20 protein-coding genes are annotated in these 20,451 nt (G+C 43.7%); 2 read left to right on the forward strand and 18 right to left on the reverse strand.

Annotated elements, in window-relative coordinates; all coding sequences use genetic code 11:
* Positions 1 to 105: 105 nt before the first annotated feature.
* From FE810_RS01415 to FE810_RS01425, 3 genes are read right to left on the reverse strand one after another with little or no spacing between them, the layout of a single operon-like run.
* A complete protein-coding gene (locus FE810_RS01415; protein ID WP_138318235.1) occupies positions 106 to 459 on the reverse strand; it encodes a ribbon-helix-helix domain-containing protein in 354 nt (117 codons plus the stop codon).
* Entirely contained in the window at positions 446 to 1,114 is a 669-nt protein-coding gene (locus FE810_RS01420; protein WP_138318236.1) for an AAA family ATPase, read from the reverse strand. Before FE810_RS01420 ends, FE810_RS01415 begins: the two co-directional genes overlap by 14 nt.
* Positions 1,115 to 1,173: 59 nt before the next feature.
* Entirely contained in the window at positions 1,174 to 1,479 is a 306-nt protein-coding gene (locus tag FE810_RS01425) for a PilZ domain-containing protein (protein WP_138318237.1), read from the reverse strand.
* 215 nt (positions 1,480 to 1,694) lie between these two features.
* Between FE810_RS01425 and FE810_RS01430 the strand changes: the two genes are divergently transcribed.
* Positions 1,695 to 2,240, forward strand: a complete 546-nt coding sequence (locus FE810_RS01430) for a gamma carbonic anhydrase family protein (RefSeq protein ID WP_138318238.1) — start codon at positions 1,695 to 1,697, stop codon at positions 2,238 to 2,240.
* Positions 2,241 to 2,769: 529 nt separating this feature from the next.
* Here FE810_RS01430 and FE810_RS01435 read toward each other — a convergent pair.
* The 15 genes from FE810_RS01435 to recR form a co-directional block, all read right to left on the reverse strand.
* Positions 2,770 to 3,108 (reverse strand): hypothetical protein, encoded by a 339-nt coding sequence (locus FE810_RS01435; RefSeq protein WP_138318239.1) that lies wholly within the window; start codon positions 3,106 to 3,108, stop codon positions 2,770 to 2,772.
* 294 nt (positions 3,109 to 3,402) lie between these two features.
* Positions 3,403 to 4,413, reverse strand: coding sequence for a TolB-like translocation protein (locus FE810_RS01440; protein WP_138318240.1), 1,011 nt, complete (start codon positions 4,411 to 4,413; stop codon positions 3,403 to 3,405).
* Positions 4,414 to 4,520: 107 nt separating this feature from the next.
* The gene (locus tag FE810_RS01445; protein ID WP_138318241.1) at positions 4,521 to 5,321 is read right to left on the reverse strand and encodes a tRNA-uridine aminocarboxypropyltransferase; all 801 of its coding nucleotides are present in this window, start codon (positions 5,319 to 5,321) and stop codon (positions 4,521 to 4,523) included.
* Positions 5,322 to 5,335: 14 nt separating this feature from the next.
* Positions 5,336 to 5,833 (reverse strand): YcgN family cysteine cluster protein, encoded by a 498-nt coding sequence (locus FE810_RS01450; RefSeq protein WP_246036844.1) that lies wholly within the window; start codon positions 5,831 to 5,833, stop codon positions 5,336 to 5,338.
* A gap of 106 nt (positions 5,834 to 5,939) precedes the next feature.
* Entirely contained in the window at positions 5,940 to 6,983 is a 1,044-nt protein-coding gene (locus tag FE810_RS01455) for a lytic murein transglycosylase (protein WP_138318243.1), read from the reverse strand.
* Positions 6,984 to 6,997: 14 nt separating this feature from the next.
* Complete coding sequence (locus FE810_RS01460) at positions 6,998 to 7,276, reverse strand: YcgL domain-containing protein (protein WP_138318244.1); 279 nt, start codon at positions 7,274 to 7,276, stop codon at positions 6,998 to 7,000.
* A 202-nt stretch (positions 7,277 to 7,478) separates the two neighbouring features.
* A complete protein-coding gene (rnd, locus tag FE810_RS01465) occupies positions 7,479 to 8,621 on the reverse strand; it encodes a ribonuclease D (protein WP_138318245.1) in 1,143 nt (380 codons plus the stop codon).
* Positions 8,622 to 9,001: 380 nt separating this feature from the next.
* Positions 9,002 to 10,657 carry a long-chain-fatty-acid--CoA ligase FadD gene (gene fadD / locus FE810_RS01470; RefSeq protein WP_138318246.1) on the reverse strand — a complete coding sequence of 552 codons (1,656 nt, stop codon included), beginning with the start codon at positions 10,655 to 10,657 and terminating at the stop codon, positions 9,002 to 9,004.
* A 344-nt stretch (positions 10,658 to 11,001) separates the two neighbouring features.
* On the reverse strand, positions 11,002 to 11,880 hold the full coding sequence (locus FE810_RS01475; protein WP_138318247.1) for an alpha/beta fold hydrolase: 879 nt from the start codon (positions 11,878 to 11,880) through the stop codon (positions 11,002 to 11,004).
* A complete protein-coding gene (locus FE810_RS01480; RefSeq protein WP_138318248.1) occupies positions 11,877 to 12,536 on the reverse strand; it encodes a M50 family metallopeptidase in 660 nt (219 codons plus the stop codon). Before FE810_RS01480 ends, FE810_RS01475 begins: the two co-directional genes overlap by 4 nt.
* A 57-nt stretch (positions 12,537 to 12,593) precedes the next feature.
* The gene (tsaB, locus tag FE810_RS01485; protein ID WP_138318249.1) at positions 12,594 to 13,298 is read right to left on the reverse strand and encodes a tRNA (adenosine(37)-N6)-threonylcarbamoyltransferase complex dimerization subunit type 1 TsaB; all 705 of its coding nucleotides are present in this window, start codon (positions 13,296 to 13,298) and stop codon (positions 12,594 to 12,596) included.
* The gene (yoaA, locus tag FE810_RS01490; protein ID WP_138318250.1) at positions 13,295 to 15,265 is read right to left on the reverse strand and encodes a DNA repair helicase YoaA; all 1,971 of its coding nucleotides are present in this window, start codon (positions 15,263 to 15,265) and stop codon (positions 13,295 to 13,297) included. The genes tsaB and yoaA overlap by 4 nt, the downstream gene beginning before the upstream one ends.
* A gap of 254 nt (positions 15,266 to 15,519) precedes the next feature.
* Positions 15,520 to 16,164 carry an adenylate kinase gene (adk, locus tag FE810_RS01495; RefSeq protein ID WP_138318251.1) on the reverse strand — a complete coding sequence of 215 codons (645 nt, stop codon included), beginning with the start codon at positions 16,162 to 16,164 and terminating at the stop codon, positions 15,520 to 15,522.
* Between the two features lie 305 nt (positions 16,165 to 16,469).
* Positions 16,470 to 18,410 (reverse strand): molecular chaperone HtpG, encoded by a 1,941-nt coding sequence (gene htpG, locus FE810_RS01500; RefSeq protein WP_138318252.1) that lies wholly within the window; start codon positions 18,408 to 18,410, stop codon positions 16,470 to 16,472.
* 206 nt (positions 18,411 to 18,616) lie between these two features.
* Complete coding sequence (recR, locus tag FE810_RS01505; RefSeq protein ID WP_138318253.1) at positions 18,617 to 19,216, reverse strand: recombination mediator RecR; 600 nt, start codon at positions 19,214 to 19,216, stop codon at positions 18,617 to 18,619.
* A gap of 418 nt (positions 19,217 to 19,634) precedes the next feature.
* On the opposite strand from recR, the gene FE810_RS01510 reads away from it, so the two are divergent.
* Positions 19,635 to 20,450, forward strand: a complete 816-nt coding sequence (locus FE810_RS01510; protein ID WP_138318254.1) for a putative hydro-lyase — start codon at positions 19,635 to 19,637, stop codon at positions 20,448 to 20,450.
* Position 20,451 lies beyond the last annotated feature (1 nt).

Raw genomic sequence — 20,451 nt, forward strand, 5'->3', positions numbered from 1 at the left:
GCAGGCAACAAGATGAAAAACCTAAGTTTAACACCCTGTTCCCAACCACTAAAGCCAGATTCACCAAAATTCGTCAAATCCACCGGCTCGGTGAATTGCCATTACCTATTTAATGTCAGAGAGAAACAGTTTATTCGGATTCTCATTAAAAAAGAAATCGTCAACCATAATCCGCAATAAACGTGATTTCGGAATATGGGTTTGTTCAGAAAGCTCGCTTAACTGTTTTATCGCTTCTTCACTTAAGGTAAAAGTCGCATGCTTGAACGGTCTGCCCGCTTCGCAATGATTATCCTGAGCAAATTGCTTTTTAAATATCTCGACTTGCTGATTGGCTTCGGCGCTGACAATTTGCGGATTACCGGCGGCATAATTATTGGCATCTTCGATAAAATCGTCGACGCTAAAATTGATTTTTGCTTTCGGTTTTTCCTGCTTTTTCAGATCAGCTAAACTCATAGCTCAGTTCCTGCTCAATAGATAAGAACTCATTGGCGATGGCTCGAATTTCGTCGGCCGCTTTGCCGTTAGGTTCCGCTTCAAATACTGATGTCCCTTTTTCTTCCGAATCATCGTAAATATTACGGTTATAAGTGACCGAATCCAATACGTTGATACCGTATGAAGAACAGACTTCTTTGGCTTCAATGATCCGTCCGGCCTGATTCGGCAAAGATGGACACTGGGTGATAACAAAAGATGCAATCATCTTTGGGTTTACCATTTTACATGTACTGAGCATATCTTCCATATGCGGCGCGGTTTTTATATCGCGGCGTTTGGGACGCAATGGAATAAGAACATGTTGAGCGACAGACATGGCCGCACGCAGCGCTAGGTTATCCTGACCACCACAGTCAACAATGACATAATCATAGTGTTCGTTCAGGCTTAATAAATCATTACGGATTTTCCCGTATAACTGAATGCAATTAATCGTAACCAGATCCGGATCATTATTTCGAGCCTGGATCCAATCAGAGGTCGTTCTTTGCGGATCGCAATCGGCGATCAATACACTGGCATCTTTTTCTTTAGCAAGATAAACACCTATATTTTGAGCCAGACAGCTTTTACCGCTGCCGCCCTTTTCACCACCAACCAGAACAATCATGAGTTTAATTCCTTGTAATTGAGAGAATATTTTTTTAGTGGGGGCTAAAAAATAGAGGGTTAGTCAACCATTTGCAGGCCTATCGAGAAACGATTACCCGTTAACTCGATACAACGTACAACTTTGGCGACGAGTGTTTGACTTTCAGGGTGATCGGCCTGAAAACAAATACTGACTTCGGTATCTTCTGTAATCGCAAATTCATGTTCAATACGAAGTCCACCGCGGGAAAAATCTAAACAAACAGATTTCACTTTGTGGGCCTGGCCTTCTTCATCGCGCCATAGTAAGTCGACAGTTTCATACTCCATATCAATACGAAAATATTGACGGCGTTCAGATAGGCTTTGCTCAGAGTTAGACATTTTTATTCCTTTTATCTAAATCAGGTAACGCCAATATAACAAAATTAACAAATGAATTACAAACATCGAGTTACGTGATAAAACGATTAAAACGCTGCAATGAGAGTCTAATGGCGGCGGATAGCAAAATTTCCCCGGACTGTAACTTCTGGCTCTGCTGGCATAAACTCTAGGTTTTGCCCTACAACCATCCCTACCCACAATAAAGGATCCCTATGATATTTCAGCTTGATGACCATAAACCTGTAATCGATTCATCCTGTTTCGTTGCCGACAATGCCACAGTTATCGGCCGAGTCACATTAAAAGCCAATGCATCGGTGTGGTTTAATGTAGTGATAAGAGCCGATAATGACACGGTGACGATTGGCGAAGGCAGCAATATTCAAGACGCGAGTGTCCTGCACATTGACCCGGGTTTTCCTTTGACTATCGGTAAAGCGGTCACCATCGGCCACAAAGTGATGCTTCATGGCTGCGATATCGGCGATGGCAGTTTAATTGGCATAAATGCCGTTGTGTTAAACGGGGCGAAAATCGGTAAAAACTGTTTAATTGGCGCCAATGCGCTGGTCACCGAGAATATGGAAATTCCCGATGGCTCACTGGTATTAGGATCGCCCGCTAAAATCGTAAAAACGTTAAATGAACAACAGCAACAGCAAATTCGTAGCGGTGCTGCGCACTATGTCGAAAATGCGAAACGATATAAGGCGGGATTGAAGTCCCTTAAGCAAGCAGGTGGCAGGTTTCAGGGTTAAGAAAAAGCGCGCCGAGCCAACGTCATTTCAAACATGATTTGGGATCTCATACCCATTGGCCTGAACGGCAGCTTGGTGCCAATAAGAGCAGTACGTATCGCAAGCGATACTCCGGGAACGCGACGAAAAACGTCACTTCGAGTACACAATCAAAGATTGTTCCGGGTACACGACGAAGAAGGTCGCTTCGGGTACGCTGATGTCATCAGCTCCGAGTACACGCTGTTTCGAGCACACAGCAACCCAGTCTCGCGTCATTCCCTGCCACGACAGGGAATCTTAGCTAGAGCCGAATGTCTCTAAAGTGCAAAACGCTATCATCGAATATTTACTCCGTCATCCCCTGCTCCGACAGGGGATCTCCCCTCGTTTTACTGAGACTTGTTTACTTAGTTCTTGAACTAAGAAGTTGAAATAAATAGGAGCACAGCATGCGATAGGAGGTCCCGCATCAAGTGCGGGATGACGGCGCATTATTAAAAGAAAGTGGGAGGTTCAATGACTCAAACTCGCTCTTTTCAGCCAGAGTTTACATTTTTTTCAGCACAAAAAAAGCAGAGCCAGGTGCTCCGAATTTGATTTCGTTTTCGCCCTTTGGAATAGCCATCATAGTACCCTGCATTTCGCCTTTTTCGGAAAGTATTTCTACTCCCCATGACTTATCGAGCTCCTGATATCGTACGCTCACAGTCTGAGCGTTTTCTTTTATATCTTCTGAGGTAGACATGGTCATTTTATCAGCCTCAAAATGGACAACCATCACGCCATTTTGTCCTGACATTTTCCATTTTCCCATAAGGGGGTTTTCACTTGCGTAAACCGAGAAGCAGGAAAGTAAGCAATATATTAAGATGAGTCCTTTCTTCATTTTTAATTCCTATTTTTATTATTTTATTCTTATATGCAATGACCGTTGTTCGCTCTATGAAGTCATTAACCTTTTCAATCAGTTGCGTTAGTTCTGTGCCCGATATGCTACTGGTGGTTACTGACAACTCTAACTGTGAAAAATTAAAGCGAAAAGCAATACCTGTAACCACACCTTAATCATTTTGTGGCTTCCATTATGCCTTACCGATTAAATTCACGTTTAATAATGTAAAACCGCGGTAAAAGGCATACGAGTATTAGCAGGTTTAATGTTGCAACAATCTGAAATTTTCTATTTTTCCGTATTACAGACAAAAGCAAAGTGCTTTTGATCATCACTCATCACCATACGGGTGATATTGCCTTTGCATTCATTGGAAAAATCTTGCCAGATAGCCCATTTCGCGCCACTTACTTTGGGTTGTTTTAAAGTCACAGCCTCTGGGCTTGGAGTTAGATCGACACTGGTCTGATAGACTTTATTGCCTATTGCCGTTAACAATGAGCCATCCATATGCCATGCGTAGTACATGTTGTCAGATGGAAGGTTGATATTGGCGTGGGTTGTTTTTTGGTCACGGTCATAGAGGTACATCTGCCATCCCTGACCATGTTCTTTGTTATAACTGAATAGTTTTTCACCGGGAACTTGACGTAAAGTTCTGCCAATATTCATATCGACAACATCGGCTTTTTTATCTTTGATATTGGCGCGTTGCAACTGCATTGGCTCTCCTAAGACAAACAACAATAATTCTTCATCATCTAGCCATACATGGTAGCCAATATCGTACAGTTCTGGGTATAGCGCAGAGCCTTGCGCTTCGCGCTTAACAACGCCCTCACTATTTTCCGCGGTTAAAGGATATTGCCACAACAATTGTTTGCCATCACTGCCGACACGGATCACACTAAAATGTTCGCTATCTGGGGTCACGGTCGGAGAGTATTCACTGGCGGCAGATTGGGTCAGGTTTGTTAATTGCCCGGAGCTAAGGTCATAGTGCATGCTGTCGGTTTGCTGAGCAACGTCTTCTCCTTTTCCGGTGGTAAACATGGCGGTAAATAGCAAGGCTTTAGAATCTGGCGTAAAGTGTGGCTGGTTATCATAGCCTGGACGGTTGGTGATATTTACCACCTTACTGGCTTTATCTGCCGTTAATGTCGCCAAATAAATTTCATCTTCCGCCTGGACAACACTCGAACCACCAAAAAACAAAATCATTGCCGCCAGTACATGCGTTGGTTTTTCTTTGTACTGGGTATGATTAAATGAGGATATTAGACCCTTGGCGATTTTCATAGATGACTTCCTTAACCGGTTGAAAATTCCGTTAACTGTCGCCTGTTCACATGCTGTTGTCAATATTAGCTAAGGCAATACTCACCAGTAAAATCTGAATCGGTGAATCACCCGTTAAGGTAAGCAAGGTATCGTTCTACCGCTTCGGCATCGCCTAAATTGTTTTGTTTAACGCCACACTGATAACGATAGCTAAATACATCAAACCAGAGGTTTAACACATCTCCCGCTCGATGATTGCCGGATAACTGCAATATCCTCGCGGCGACCTCTGCAGTGGCAAGTTGTTGCTCCTTTTGCGCCGTGCGCACATGATAACGAGACAAAATCTCAGATGCACAGCCATGCTGAGGCATAACGTGAGGGCGCATTAATTCCGCGGGTACAGAAAGCATCGGGATCTGATGCAAATACGGACTTTTACGATACATTTTCCGAGCCTGTCGCCAAGTCGCATCGAGCAGAATAAACAAAGGTCTCGATGAATGGCAATTGGGATTGACTGACGTTTTACTGAATTTCTGAATATCGAGTACAGGTTGCTTCTCAACCGCATATTCCTCGGGAAACACCAGGAACGGCTGATACTCTGCAGATTTTAATAATAAAAGAAGCTCGTCGGCCACTTCGGTGCGATGCCATAAAAACGCCTTAGTGTCAGGCAAAATATCGGCTATCAAGCGGCCAGTATTGCTGGGTTTTAGTACTTCATCATCGTACATCAATAACGCAAAGCTGGCATTGGCCGACTGAGGTTTTAATAAACTGCAAATACAATACTTAACATCGATTCGACAGTACTGGCAACGCTCAACACCCGCGCCGCGGGCATTGAAAGGTCGAGTACTAATGGATTTTCGATATTGAAAAAGTTTATGAACCGCGTGGGGAAAGGTGTCGGGGATCATTGTCTGGTAGCCGACTAATCAGTATCGTCTAAAGGCCAGGTAACTAAATGATCTTCATAATCGTGAATATCAACCACGTTGTCTTTTAGCACTTTACCCCGTACCGACATACCCGCTTTATGCATTGCCGACTTTTTGCCTTTATTTAATAAAGGGTGCCAGGATGGTAACCCTCGACCTTCGTGCAAGCGACGATAACTGCAGCTCGTCGGCATGAAGAAGATATCTTCGAGGTTGTCTTGAGTCAATTGCACACAATCAGGCACCAGGCGGGTTCTTTCGCTGTACTTGGAGCAACTACAGGTTTTGTCATTCAATAGATGGCAAACAACATTGGTATACAATAATTCTTCGCCATCTCGAATATAATCGGTAGGGTTTAGCAACTCGACCGGCTCATGGGCTTCGCCTTGTTCTAAATCTAAGTCATCGTCAGAGTCGTCCTCAATGATTTTGTGCAAGCAACATTTGCCGCAACCATCACAAATGGCTTCCCATTCAATGCGATTCATTTCTGCCAGAGATTTCTGCTTCCAAAACTCTGGCGCTAAGGTTTTATTCAAAATTCATGTCCACATTTACCACAAAACAAAAATGACCCGACAAAGGTAATCTACGTTAAGGGTTAAACTTAATACGGTCAGCAAGATGGCCAACACTGGTGACAAAATAATAGGACAAATTCCAGTGCATCAGGCATTTATAATTATCATAGGCCAGATACGCTCGACCTTTCTCTCCATCCGGAAAGACCATTGCCGCGGTGATATCAACTTGCGGTAGATCTTGACCATTGAATCGTCGCACACCGGCTTTTTGCCAATCGGCCAATGACATTTCGGTGCGTTTCCATGCTTTTAACCAATTCGAACGCCCCCCGGTATTTTGTGGGATCGCTAATGAATAATCAAAATTTTCCGGTAATTGCACCTGCCTGGCCCAGGTAATCGAATCATCCCAACCAACTGATTTCAGATATTTGGCAATCGAAGCAAACACGTCCGTGGTGTTATTCCAGATGTCTTTTTTACCATCGCCATCACCATCGGCGGCATAGGCCAAAAATGAACTTGGCATAAACTGGTTATGGCCCATCGCGCCAGCCCAGGAACCTTTCATATCGGTAGGGCTGATATGACCTTGATCCAGTATCGTCAACGCATCTTTTAACTGCTTCTTAAAAAACGTTTCCCGGCGGCCTTCATAAGCGAGCGTGCTCAGGGCGGATACAACATTGTAATTACCGGTGATATTGCCAAAGTTTGATTCCAGGCCCCATAATGCAACGATAAAACGTGGCTGAACACCATATTCTTTGCCAACTTTTTGCAGTTCAGCCTGATGCAGCTTCATCATTTCTTTGGCTTTGTTTACCTTCCAGTCAGAAACGCGAACCGGTAAATAGGTTTCGAGTGTTTCAACGCGTTCAGGCTGGTTTTTATCGGCTTTAATTGCGCGTTTGTGAAACTCCACATCGGCGAACGCAGAATCGATAAGATCCTGGCTAAACCCTTGCTCCAACGCTTCTTTTTTTAAGGTTTCAACATACTGGTTAAACCCTTCTTCAGAGAGCTGCTTTTGAGCGAATGTTGCAGGAGAAATGCACGCAGAAGAAATTGCGGTAAAGAAAAAAAATCGACGAATTTTGCTTGTTGAAAACATAGCAACCCCTATCACTATTGTTGTGGTAATTGATCAGCTTTATGCTGTTTTAATAAGTCTTCGGTTGGGGGCGGTAACTGCAGATAATAGCCTTTACCCAAAAGCTCAGTTTTCACTTTTTCTATATCTGCTAAAGCCAGTTTATCTCGATTTGACAAATTTACCAAGGTTACCAACTGTGGTGAGCCAAACGTTTTTAGGAGCGCTTCAGGCACCGCTGAAAAATCATCCCGCTTGACAATATATAAGAAGGTTTGCGGCTTCTTCGGGCTTCGGTAAATCACACAAATCATAATTTAGTCACTGGCTTGAAAATGGCTCAGCAATATACCACGCTACGCCAATCAGGCCAACGCCTTACTCGATTTTAGTGGGCGAAAGACGGCTTACGATGACGCGGCTAATGCTAACAGTTGCTTAACTTAATAACGGAATCACTGAAACATAAACAACCGAATTGAAACCAATCTTCATTGTTGTGCGTTCACTTCACAGCTAAAGCTTAAAGCCCCCTTTGGAAAATTCGAGCAAATCTTTTTCAAAAAGTTCCCCACGCCAGCCATTAATCAGATCGACCTGCTCTGGCTGTAAATGCTGATCATTTAATTCCCAAAACCAGCTTAGGTACTGATTCATATGCTTTTTACCAGCAACAACGGGTAATTCCAGCTGCTGTTGTTCGGCCAGTTTGCCCAAATAGGTTTTTAAATTTTTGAATATATTTTTGTAACCCGGATAGCTATCCAAGCGAGAGATTGGTTTCGGTAGGTGTTCGGGTGGCGTTTTCGTCGCCTGGCGGATCACGGCTAACATCGCCTTCCCCTGATGGCGGACATCAAGAATATCAATGCCCTCATAGCTGGCCATAGCACCGACATTGCTGGGTTTACGCCGCGCCAAAATTAACAAGGTGTTGTCTTTGGCAATAAAATTTAAAGGCAGATTACGTTTAACCGCTAATTGATAGCGCCAGGCGTATAACTGCTGCAGCACAGCAAGCTGTGAGGAATTTAGCCGAAACGCTTGTTTGTTGTCCAGATATAATTCTTGTGGTTCCAGCGGCTGGAACTTTTTATCGATCATGCGAGTGCTATCTTGCATTGCCTGCTCAAACCAACCTGCGGTTTCAAGCTCTTGCAATATTTGCCCACTGACCTGATGTAAATAACGCACATCAGCCGCCGCATAAACTAACTGGCTTTCTGACAATGGTCGTTTCATCCAATTGGTACGGGATTCACTTTTATCTAGCTCTATCTCAAGGTAATGCTGGATCATCGCCGCATAACCTAATGATAGGCCGTGCCCTAAAAATGCCATCGCGATTTGCGAATCAAGCATATTCGCGGGTTTGCAGTTTCCAGCATGCAAAAACACTTCGAGATCTTCGGAGCAGGAATGAAGTATCTTAAATATTTCAGGGGATTCGAGTAATTGCCAAAATGGCGTAAGATCGGTGACAGCAAGTGGATCAATCAACACTAATCGATTGCCATCACAAGCCTGGATAAGTCCTAAATTGGGAAACAATGTACGAGTTCTGACAAATTCAGTATCGACAGCGAGGACAGCGTCAGATGTGACGGACTGACAAAAGGAATCCAGAGCGGATTGATCTTGTATATATTCAGCTTGCACAGTTTCTCCGGGGGCTTGGCAGATTGGCAATTATTTAATTACAGCAGTTCATGCAATACAACGGCAGACAACATCCACCAAAAACAATATGTTAGCAATAATCGAAAACAATACCAATGCTTATATTTATCTGGCCAATGACCAAGCATCTAACGCAGTAAAATACCTGTATCACCTCTCAAGCATCTGCAAAGTAATTTCCAGCGCGTCCTTTGTCATCACAAGATAGGTTGATTAAGACAAATTGGGTGCAGTAATTGCAAAATCTCACGAGGAAAGTCACACTAAAACTCAGCAGAGAAAAACACAAAAGCGTGGGTCAGAACCAAACTGACACCACGCTTTTATTGATCATTTGACGGTACCGTCTGACTTGCTCGTTATCTAAGCTCCCGGCGTAAAATCTTGCCGACATTACTTTTTGGCAGTTCATCTTTGAATTCCACCAGTTTAGGAACCTTATAGTTGGTTAAATGCTGTTTACAGTGTTTGATCAAATCTTTTTCACACAGCTGGGTATTACGAGTCACCACAAATATCTTAACCATTTCGCCGCTGACGTCATGAGGAATACCAATTGCCGCAGCCTCAATAATATCCGTATGCATCATCACAACTTCTTCGATTTCATTGGGAAATACATTAAAGCCAGACACGATAATCATGTCCTTTTTACGGTCAACAATTTTAAAGTAACCATTTTCGTCCATCGTGGCGATATCGCCGGTATATAGCCAGCCATCTTTTAACACTTCGTCAGTGGCTTCCGGACGATTGTAGTACCCTTTCATCACTTGTGGACCTTTAACGATCATCTCACCCGCTTCACCCACCGGGCGTTCATTGCCCAATTCATCAATCACTTTTACGTCAGTAGACGGTGCCGGCAAACCAATTGTACCGTTATAGGCTTTTTGATTATATGGACTTACGGTTACTAAAGGCGCACATTCAGTTAAACCATAACCTTCCAATAATCGGGTGCGGGTTACTTGCTGCCAACGCTCAGCAACAGGTTGTTGCACCGCCATACCGCCGCCTAACGCCAGTTTAAGGTGGCTAAAATCCAGATCTTTAAAGCCTTTGGTATTAAGCAGACCATTAAACAGAGTGTTTACTCCGGTTAACGTCGTAAATTTATACTTTTTCAACTCTTTAACAAAATTAGGCATATCTCTTGGGTTGGTGATCAATAAATTAGTCCCGCCCAGAGTTATAAACAGCATGCAATTCGCGGTCAATGCAAAGATGTGATAAAGCGGCAGTGCAGTGACCACAAACTCCTTACCATCTTCCAATATTGGTCCTAAAAAGGCTTTGGCTTGTTCGAGGTTGGCGATCATATTGCGATGGGTCAGCATCGCGCCTTTGGACACACCTGTCGTACCACCGGTGTATTGCAAAAATGCCAAATCGTCCCCACTGACAGCAACGGGTTGGAAATTTAGCCTAGCGCCTTTATCCAATACCTGATTAAAGTTAATGGTATTGTTTAACTTAAAGGCAGGTACCATTTTTTTCACATGGCGAACCACCAGGTTGACCAAATTGCCTTTTAGGAAACCAAGACGATCCCCCAGGGACGTTAAAATGACTTTCTCAACCGGAGTATCATCAATGACCTCCTCTAAGGTATGGGCAAAGTTTTCAATGATAACGATGGCTTGGGTGCCAGAATCATTAAGCTGGTGCTTTAATTCCCGAGCTGTATATAACGGGTTGACATTAACAATGGTTAATCCTGCCAATAAACCGCCAAATAATGCAATTGGATATTGCAAAGTATTGGGCACCATAATGGCTAGCTTGTCGCCTTTTTTTAAGCCCAAATCTTGTTGCAAATAGGCTGCGAAAGCTGTGGCTTGCTCAGCCAACTGGCGATAAGACAACTTCACATCCATATTAATGAATGCAATATTGTCCGCATACTGCTGGCTGTATTTAATCAATAATTCCGCTAAAGATTGATACTTATCGGCATCAATTTCTGCCGGTACTCCGGGAGGATAACTTTTTTCAAGCCAAATTTTATCCACAACACTTCTCCTAAAATTTTTCAGAGCATCGTTTATTATCTGAATTTGTTTTAATCAAGCACACGCTATGCGGGAATACTCAACTTCGATGCCGTATCATTATTGTTTTTGTCGCAGGCAGCTAAATCGCAGATGAGCTGAAAAACACCTATTCAACCTTTAACTAAGGCACAGATAAGAATTAAGTTAGCTCAATTATAGTCGAATTGTGTGCAGGCTCTGCTTAACCACGAAAGTGCTCTATGATTCCACACTGGGGGCTAAAAGCAAGAGGTAAGACCAGAAAACTTACATTCTTGTCATCGCTCGGTCATAAAATCAGCAACGTATTCACCCACTTGGGATTAAGTGCGTAAATATTTTGTTAATTGTTCAATGAATGAATCCACATCTTCCATATGAACATGATGGCCGCCACTCAATTTTACAGAGTCTAATTGTCGGTACACACCTTGCCACTGGGTAATTCCTGTTCGCACCGAAGCAAAGCCAGTATCGCCATAGAACACCGTAACGGGGCAATCAATATGGGCAATGATTTGTGCCACTTCGGGCATTGAGTAGCGAATCACTGAGGTATTTCGAACCCGAGGGTCAGACAACCATTGATAATCCTCACCGATTTGTTTCATGCTTCGTTGAGTTAGGCGTTTTGCTTGTGGGTATTTAAGATCCGAAACATTGATTCGTGCCTGAATCGCGGTTTCCAGTTGTTGATGTCGGCTCTTCAATCGGGTTTTCTGACGGCTTAAAATACCATCACGTAACTGTACGGATGGGTGTTCGGCAAGTGGTAGTAAACCAATCCCTTCGATAAGGAATAGTGATTTAACCCGTTCATTAAATGCAGAGGTAAATAAGTTTGCTACCATCGCCCCCATAGAATGCCCTAATAAAATCACTTGCTGCCAATTTTGCGCGTCAATCAGTTGATATAAGTCGTCTACCCAGTCAGTAAAATAATAGTAGGCATCTGAGGAACGATGCGATGACAATCCGTGCCCTGCCCAATCAATGGCGACAAAATAATATTGTTCTAATAGCTGCGAATTCAATTGCTGCAGTGATTCCATCATCGGGGTAAAGCTTGCGGCATTATCAAGCCAGCCATGCAGGCATAACACGACCTGCCCTTCCGGGTTTCCTATAGTAAGTGCTGCCAACTGGAAAGTGTTGTTGGTTTCGCCTTTATTGAGGTAAAACTGTTTACGATTAATTGTCATGCTTTACTTCCCTGACTACGTCGCCCTAAAAATAACAGTGCCCAAATAGCCATCGTCAGCCAGATCAATATCCACACAAATGCCGGAATATAAGTAAGTTGGGCCAAAGAATAGGCATCATTTTTTTGCGGGGTTGACCACAAATACCAGGGGCTTTGCAACGCGTTTAACATCACGATTAGCGCTATGATTTTTAAGATTGGCGCTAACCAAGTGGCTCGACTGTAGGTTAGTTTCAACACAAAAATGGCACCGAGCACGAAACAAATAAATGCGGTAAGTATATCCTTCACCCATAAAACACAGGTCAGAAGGATTAGTACAATCAGCATTGTACTGATTATTTTAGCCCCCTGACGATGTGCGCCTGTGCCAAGGTACATTAGCATCCCAAAGAATACGGCGCCGGCATAACCGCTGAATGCGGTTACGATTGAGTTGCCACCAGCGCTGGTACATAAGCCTGCGCCATTGGCAAATAATTGGATGCGAATGATCCTGCCACCGGTTAGCATCGCCGCTAAACCATGGCTAATTTCATGGAAGAAGCTTTCCAGCCATTGAAACGGGATATTCACAACGGGAATTTGGCTAAGTAATATCGCGACTAACACTAAAAACCAGAAGTTTTGTAAAGGTAATCCAATGGACTTCATTACCGATTTCTTCTCCTTAAGAAATGACAATCAAGGGGTCAGCTCCCTTGATTAAATTTACTCCTTACCAGGAAGCTTTTTCCAGGTAACCGTATCGCGCACATAAACCGGTTGAGCCAAAGCGGCACTTACGCCCTCACCGTCGGTAAAGGCTTTGGCACCGATGGCAAGCATATATTGCGCCTGCGGAAAGCGTATCTGTTCGTCAATTCGATTTAACTGACAATCCTTCAGTGCCTCGCTATAGGACTGCCAGGCAGAGCCAACACCAGCCACCTGGTTATGATTGATTGCTAATTCATTAAGTTTTCCCGCCAACAGCTCCGGAGAAAATACCTGCTCTGGCACTAACGGTTGCATAATACTATTGTCATCTGCCTGAAAAGCGCCGCAATATATTTCAGACATACGTGCATCAATGGCGGCCACTGCAATCGACGCTTTGGTCTGCTCAAATGCCTGTTGAGCCATGGTTTGTAATGTCGATACTCCGACAACCGGTAATCCTGAAGAATACGCCAACCCTTGAGCCACACCAATGCCGATACGCACACCGGTAAAACTGCCAGGACCTCGACCGAAAATCAAACCGTCCAGCTGCTTTAAATTCACCCCAGCTTCCTTGAGCACTTCATCCACTTGAGGAAGTAATAATTTACTGTGGGATTGCGGACTTAGTGCATAGCGGCAAAAATGCTCGCCTTGGTATTGAAGGGCGACAGAACAGGCTTCTGTTGAAGCGTCAATGGCCAAATAGTTCACTCAATTTCTCTCTTTTTCTTGGCGGTAATCGCCTCTAAAAATGTGACAGCGCGATGTAGTTCACGGGTGCGTTGCATATCCGGTAAGCTGTTTAAAAACACTTGCCCATAATGACGATTGACTAACCTTGGATCGCAAATTGCCATCACGCCTTGATCGTCAATATCTCGAATCAATCGCCCAACCCCTTGTTTTAATGCGATAACCGCTTGGGGTAATTGTATTTTCGCAAAGGGATCTTTGCCCTGTCGTTTTACGTCCTGGCTTCTCGCTTGCAATAATGGATCATCCGGTGATGCAAATGGCAATTTATCAATAATAACACAGGTTAAACTATCCCCTCGAACGTCAACACCTTCCCAGAAGCTCGCGGTTGCTAATAATACCGAATCTGGTTGCTCAATAAAATGATCAAGCAGGACTCTTTTTGCCATCTGTCCCTGCACCAAAAGCGGATTTTCAATCATTTCTGCGAGGATTTCTGCAACCTGATTAAGCATACGATAGGAGGTAAATAACATAAAACAACGCCCTTTGCTGGCCTCTATCAATGGCATAGCGATATCGACCAATGCCTGGGCCCGATTGTTGGCATGGGCTTCCGGCAGGTATCTGGGAACGAGCAACAAGGATTGCTGCTGATAATCAAATGGGCTATCCAACAACATATTGCGGGCATTGTTTAACCCCAGCTGTTTGGAAAAATGCTCAAACTGACTATCTACCGCCAGGGTTGCCGATGTAAAGATCCAGGCACTGTCACTTTTCGATATCACTTCAGAAAATTTATCGGCAACGCTAAGTGGAGTGAGATGCAATGTGATATGGCGTCGGGTAGTTTCGTACCAAAGGCTGGTTCCGGGTTTATCCAGCTGTTGCATTAAATCACACAGATTCAGGAGTTGTGTGGCGCGTTCAAAGCAATTGTCGATGCCTTCCGTCCGGGAAATACACAGTTTCAATACTTCATACAAAAACTTTAAATCATCAACAACGTGACTAAAACCTTGTGAAAAGGTTGTCATGCGAAGACGTTGACGCCAATCACCTCGCTCTGGATTTTGCCCAAATAACAAACGAAAATCCGCCGCAGAACGTTGCAGTTTTTCCGCCGCCTTGCCAAGCTGTTTCACATCGGTTAATTCAACTCGATATTGTTGCAGACAATCGCTGGCCAAATCCAATAGCTGGCGGGTAGAAAAACTCTGGCCAAAATATTCAGTGGCAATGTCAGGAATTTGATGAGCCTCATCAAAAATAATGGTTTGAGCTGTCGGGATCAGTTCGCCAAACCCCGTATCTTTTAATGCCAGATCCGCGAAAAAAAGGTGATGATTGACAACTAAGACATCCGCTTCAATCGCTCGTTCCCGAGCTTTTACCAGATAGCAAGACTCATAATCCGGACATTGTCTGCCAAGGCAATTGTCCGTTGTCGACGTGACTTGCGCAAAGATAGCAGAATCATCCGCAACATCGGTTAACTCTCCCAAATCACCTGATTTAGTATGACTCGACCATTGTCTGACTTTCACTAAATCGGCTAAAGTCGCGGCATCGAGTTGCACGCCGGCCTGGCGTCGTTTTTGTGGTTGACTGGAAAAATTCTCTTCTAGCCGATATGTGCAAAGATAATTGCTTCGACCTTTTAACAGCGCAATTTTTAATTGGCTGCTCAAGGCTTTTTTTACCAGTGGCAAATCTTTATGAAATAGCTGCTCTTGAAGAGTTTTCGTTCCCGTAGAAACGATGGTCTTTTGTTCGCTGAGAAATGCCGGCACTAAGTATGCAAAGGTTTTGCCCGTTCCGGTGCCCGCTTCCACCAATAACGTCGCCTTATCGGCTATCACCTGTTCGACTTCTAAGCTCATATCAAGCTGAGCCTGACGCGGATTAAAACCAGTAATGGCTTTTGCGAGAGAGCCCGTTGACGAGAACGCCTGAGAAACGGATTTTGTTGTTTTCATTTATAAAAAAGTGCACACAAGGCGATAAGTGTTGGCAGTATAACGAAAACCCATCCATCCCGAAAGACAAGACGATATCAAGGGGGCTGAGTCGAATTCAAGGGGTCAGTTCAAGGGGTCAGTGTTGTTGAATCTTATTCAAGGGGTCAGTGTTGTTGAATCTTATTCTCTGAGCAACCACTTTGCCCGTTGATATTGCTGAAACCAAAAAAAGCCACCTTGAGGTGGCTTTTCGAAAATATGAGTTTTGCAATTTAGCCAAGTTTTTCCGCTAAGATAGCGCTTACGGCTTCAACTTTTTGAGTACCATCGATGGTCAGGTACTGACAGTTTCCAACTTGCGCTTCTGCTTGGTAATAATTCACTAGCGGCTTGGTTTGCTCGTGATAGATGCCTAAACGTTTACGAACCGTTGCTTCTTCATCATCGGGACGAATTGCCAGATCTTCGCCTGTTTCGTCATCTTTACCTTCCACTTTTGGTGGATTGTAAACGATGTGATATACGCGGCCTGAACCTGGGTGTACACGTCGACCGCCCATACGTTCAACAATCACTTCATCAGCGACGTCGAATTCAATAACACTATCGACTTTAACGCCATTTTCCTTCATTGCATCCGCCTGAGGGATCGTACGTGGGAACCCATCGAGAAGAAAACCGTTTTCACAATCCGGTTGAGCGATACGCTCTTTTACCAGGCCAATGATCAATTCATCAGAAACCAATTGACCAGCGTCCATTACTTGCTTGGCTTGTTTGCCCAGCTCAGTACCAGCCTTGATTGCTGCACGTAACATATCACCAGTAGAAATTTGTGGGATACCGTACTTGTTCATTAAAAATTGTGCCTGAGTTCCCTTACCGGCACCAGGTGCACCTAATAAAATAATGCGCATATTGCTAAACCCTAAGAAATAGTCGGATTAAATCTTTCTTTGCCAAATATTGTTTAGCAAAGAAACTATGTTTTTTAAAGGCACAATCATACTTGCATGACAAAGCGCAAACAAGGGGCGTTGTGCAAAATAAACAAACAATTTTTCGGTATATCGTACAGGGTTTAAGCCAGGCGAAACCGAAGGCTAAAAAAGCAAAAACGAGAAACCGAATAGAACAGAATGAAAATCATCTCGCTCGTCAGTTTCTCGTTGTTATTCGGCTAGTTTGTCGCGGAAATTGACGCTGTCAATTTCCGCAATCATTACTTGGTCAGACTTAACATCAGTTTGTTAAGACGGGCAACGAAAGATGCCGGATCTTTCAAACTGCCACGCTCTGCCAGCATCGCCTGCTCAAACAACACTTCGGCCCATTCGCCGAACTTATCATTGTCCGCTTCATCTGCCATATGCTTCACTAAATCATGTTCCGCATTGATTTCAAAAATCGGCTTAGACTCAGGCACTTCCTGTCCCACAGACTGCATCAGCTTGATCATTTGTGAGCTCATGTCATGTTCATCGGTGACGATACACGCTGGAGAATCCGTTAAACGCTGAGAAATTTTCACCGATTTCACTTTATCGCCCAAGCTGTCTTGTAAACGGGTGACAACGGAATCGAATTCTTTTTCCAATTGCTCCTGAGCTTCTTTTGCTTGCTCATCATCCATATCGCCTAAATCAAGGCCGCCACGGGTAACCGACTGAAATTGTTTTTCTGAAAAGTCGGTTAAATGGCTCATTAACCATTCATCGATGCGTTCTGACATCAATAATACTTCAATGCCTTTTTTGCGGAACACTTCTAAATGAGGGGAATTTTTCGCCGCTTCAAAACTGTCGGCAACCACATAGTAGATTTTGTCCTGCCCTTCTTTCATACGTTCAATGTAATCGGTAAGGGACACATTTTGCACCGAAGAGTCGTTTTCAGTTGAAGCAAAGCGCAGTAATTTGGCAATGGCTTCTTTGTTCGCCATGTCTTCTGCAGGACCTTCTTTGATCACCTGACCAAATTCATCCCAGAAGCCTTGGTATTTTTCTTTATCATTTTTGCCTAAACGATCCAGCATGGTCAATACGCGCTTGGTACAGCCCTTGCGCATCGCCTGAGTCACTTTGTTGTCCTGCAAAATTTCGCGGGATACGTTTAACGGTAAATCGTTAGAATCCAGCAAACCTTTTACGAAACGCAAATACGTTGGCATAAACTGCTCGGCATCATCCATGATAAATACACGTTGCACGTATAGTTTTAAGCCATGTTGTTTTTCGCGGTTATGTAAATCAAATGGTGCCTTGCTTGGTACATATAAAAGTGAAGTATATTCTGTACTTCCTTCAACTTTGTTATGGGCCCAAAGCAGTGGCTCAGCAAAATCGTGGGATACGTGTTTGTAAAACTCTTGATACTCTTCGTCTTTGATATCTGATTTTTCGCGGGTCCAAAGCGCTTCGGCTTTATTCACCCCTTCCCATTCGGCTGGTTTACCTGGCACGGCAGGGATAACTTCCCCATCTTCACCTTCGCTCTCAGGCACTTCTGGTACCGCAGGGGTAAGCATTTCGACCGGAATGGAAATATGATCGGAGTATTTAGTGACGATAGACTTTAAGCGCCAGTCATCTAAAAATTCTTGTTCATCTTCTTTTAAGAACAAGATAATGTCCGTACCACGAGTCGACTTTTCGATGTCTTCAACCGAGAAATCCCCTTCGCCTTTTGACGTCCACTCAACGGCCTGATCTGCGTCAACTCCGGCTGCCCGTGAACGCACTACGACTTTATCGGCGACGATAAATGCCGAGTAAAAGCCAACACCAAACTGACCGATTAATTGTGAATCTGACGCTTGGTCACCCGACAGACGACTAAAGAAATCCGCAGTACCTGATTTAGCGATGGTACCCAGGTGAGTGATAATATCATCACGGGTCATACCGATACCATTATCTGAAATGGTGATCGTATTATTGTCTTTGTCAGCGCTGATGCGCACACGTAAGTTACCGTCACCTTCATACAGGCTGGCATCAGATAGCGCTTTGAAACGCAACTTGTCCGCAGCATCCGCTGAATTAGAGACCAACTCGCGCAGGAAGATTTCCTTATTGGAATAGAGCGAGTGGATCATTAATTGTAGTAATTGCTTTACTTCAGTTTGAAAGCCGTGAACTTCTTTATGGCCGGGATCAGACATAAACACGTGTCTCCTAATCTTATTTGTCGGTAGTGGTTGCCGAAGCAATTGTTATAGAGATCAATGTGGGGATAGGAAAAAGGTTTTAAAGAGCTAGGCCGCAATTTTTTCGATTTTGTTGGTATTTAAGTGATAATAAAGGGTCTAAATCAAGGGGTCAGAGTTGTTGATTATGGCATCAACAACTCTGACCCCTTGATTTAGAATTAAAGCTTTTTCCGGCCGGAAAAAGCATGGGATAAGGTGTTACCGTCAACATAACCAAGCTCTCCTCCAACCGGAACGCCATGGGCAATTCGCGTCACAGAGACATCATAAGAACCCGCTAAGTCCGCGATAAAGTGAGCAGTTGCTTCGCCTTCGACGGTTGGATTGGTAGCCAGAATCATTTCATCGAATTCATCGCTCGACAATAAATTTTGCAGTTGATCCAAACCCAATTCCTCCGGGCCGATGCCATCGATGGGCGATAAATGCCCCATCAAAACAAAATAACGTCCGATAAACTCACCGGTTTGTTCGATTGCCAGAATATCCGAGGGTGATTCAACGATACATAACAAACGACTCGCCTGGCGCTTGGGGCTGGCGCAAATATCACATTGCTCCAACTCCGTGAAAGTACGACAAGTGCGACAATGGCCGATATGCTCCATCGCTTTTGCCATTGAATTGGCGAGCTTTGTGGCGCCTATACGGTTGCGTTCAAGCAAATGAAACGCCATCCGTTGCGCCGATTTTGGCCCAACACCGGGCAAGTGTTTTAGGTTATCGATAAGTTCCTGTACTAGCGGACTAAGTTTCATAAAGATGGCTTGTGAAAAAATAATATCGCAAGAATAACATAGGAGTTGGAAAGGAGTGAAGATAGGATTTTGCAGTTATTGGTCAACACGTTGTTGACGTTAAATCTTGTTAAAGAATATTAGTTCAATTATTAAGGATTTTTAATAATCACAAGCAATAAAAGCTCTTCCAATTCAATAAGATAACTAGGTATACAAAGGAAATGTTAAGCCTTTTCATATGCCATAGGGCTAAATTTTCAACGTATTCTGTAACGGCGCCAAGTACTGGCAATCACAACAAAAAAAATAAATTATTCCCACACGATTGCTTTTATAAATATAAAATTCTGATATGGTATAATCAATGTCCATTTATTTGCTAAAAAACGCTTTAAAATATAGAGTTAGCCAATAACCCACGAGTTGAATTTATCTCATGTCTGAATCATTCATTGCAACTCAATTCGATGCCCTGTCCACTCCTAAGCAAGTTCGCAAGGCAATTCGTGACAATGAATTTGTCGGCCATACTTCAGGCCTGGCGAAAGGTTTTGTACAATGTAATCTAGTGATTTTAGAACAGGCATTGGCAGCGGATTTCCTACTGTTTTGCCAAAAAAATCCCAAACCCTGCCCAATCGTGGCGATGTCCGATGCGCCTGGCAACCCGGTCATTTCAACAGCGGGCACAGACATTGATATTCGCACGGATGTTCCTAAATACAAACTATTTAAGCATGGTGTTTTGGTTGAACAGCCCTTGGATATCAAAGATTACTGGCAAGATAATTTCGTTAGCTTTTTACTTGGCTGTTCGTTCTCATTTGAAGAAGCGTTGATTGATGGTGGGATTGAAATTCGAAATATTACTGAAGGTGTCAATGTGCCTATGTATAACACCAATATCGCTTGCGACAGCGTAGGGGCGTTTAATGGCAATATGGTTGTCAGTATGCGACCCATGCTAGCAAAAGATGCAATACGAGCCATTCAAATATGCAGTCGCTTCCCCAATGTCCATGGTGCACCGGTGCATCTTGGCGATCCAATACAGATTGGTATCACCGACCTTGATAAACCCGATTATGGTGACAAAGTTTCTATAAAGCCGGGAGAAGTCCCCGTATTTTGGGCTTGTGGGGTCACGCCTCAGGTAGTGATAAATCATGCAAAGCCCCGAATAAGCATCACCCATAGCCCGGGTAGCATGTTGATCACCGATATTCGAAATAGTCAGTTATCGATTTTTTAGT

It is taken from the genome of Thalassotalea litorea (genome assembly GCF_005843925.1).
In the GTDB taxonomy this organism is placed as follows: Bacteria; Pseudomonadota; Gammaproteobacteria; order Enterobacterales; family Alteromonadaceae; genus Thalassotalea_A; species Thalassotalea_A litorea_A.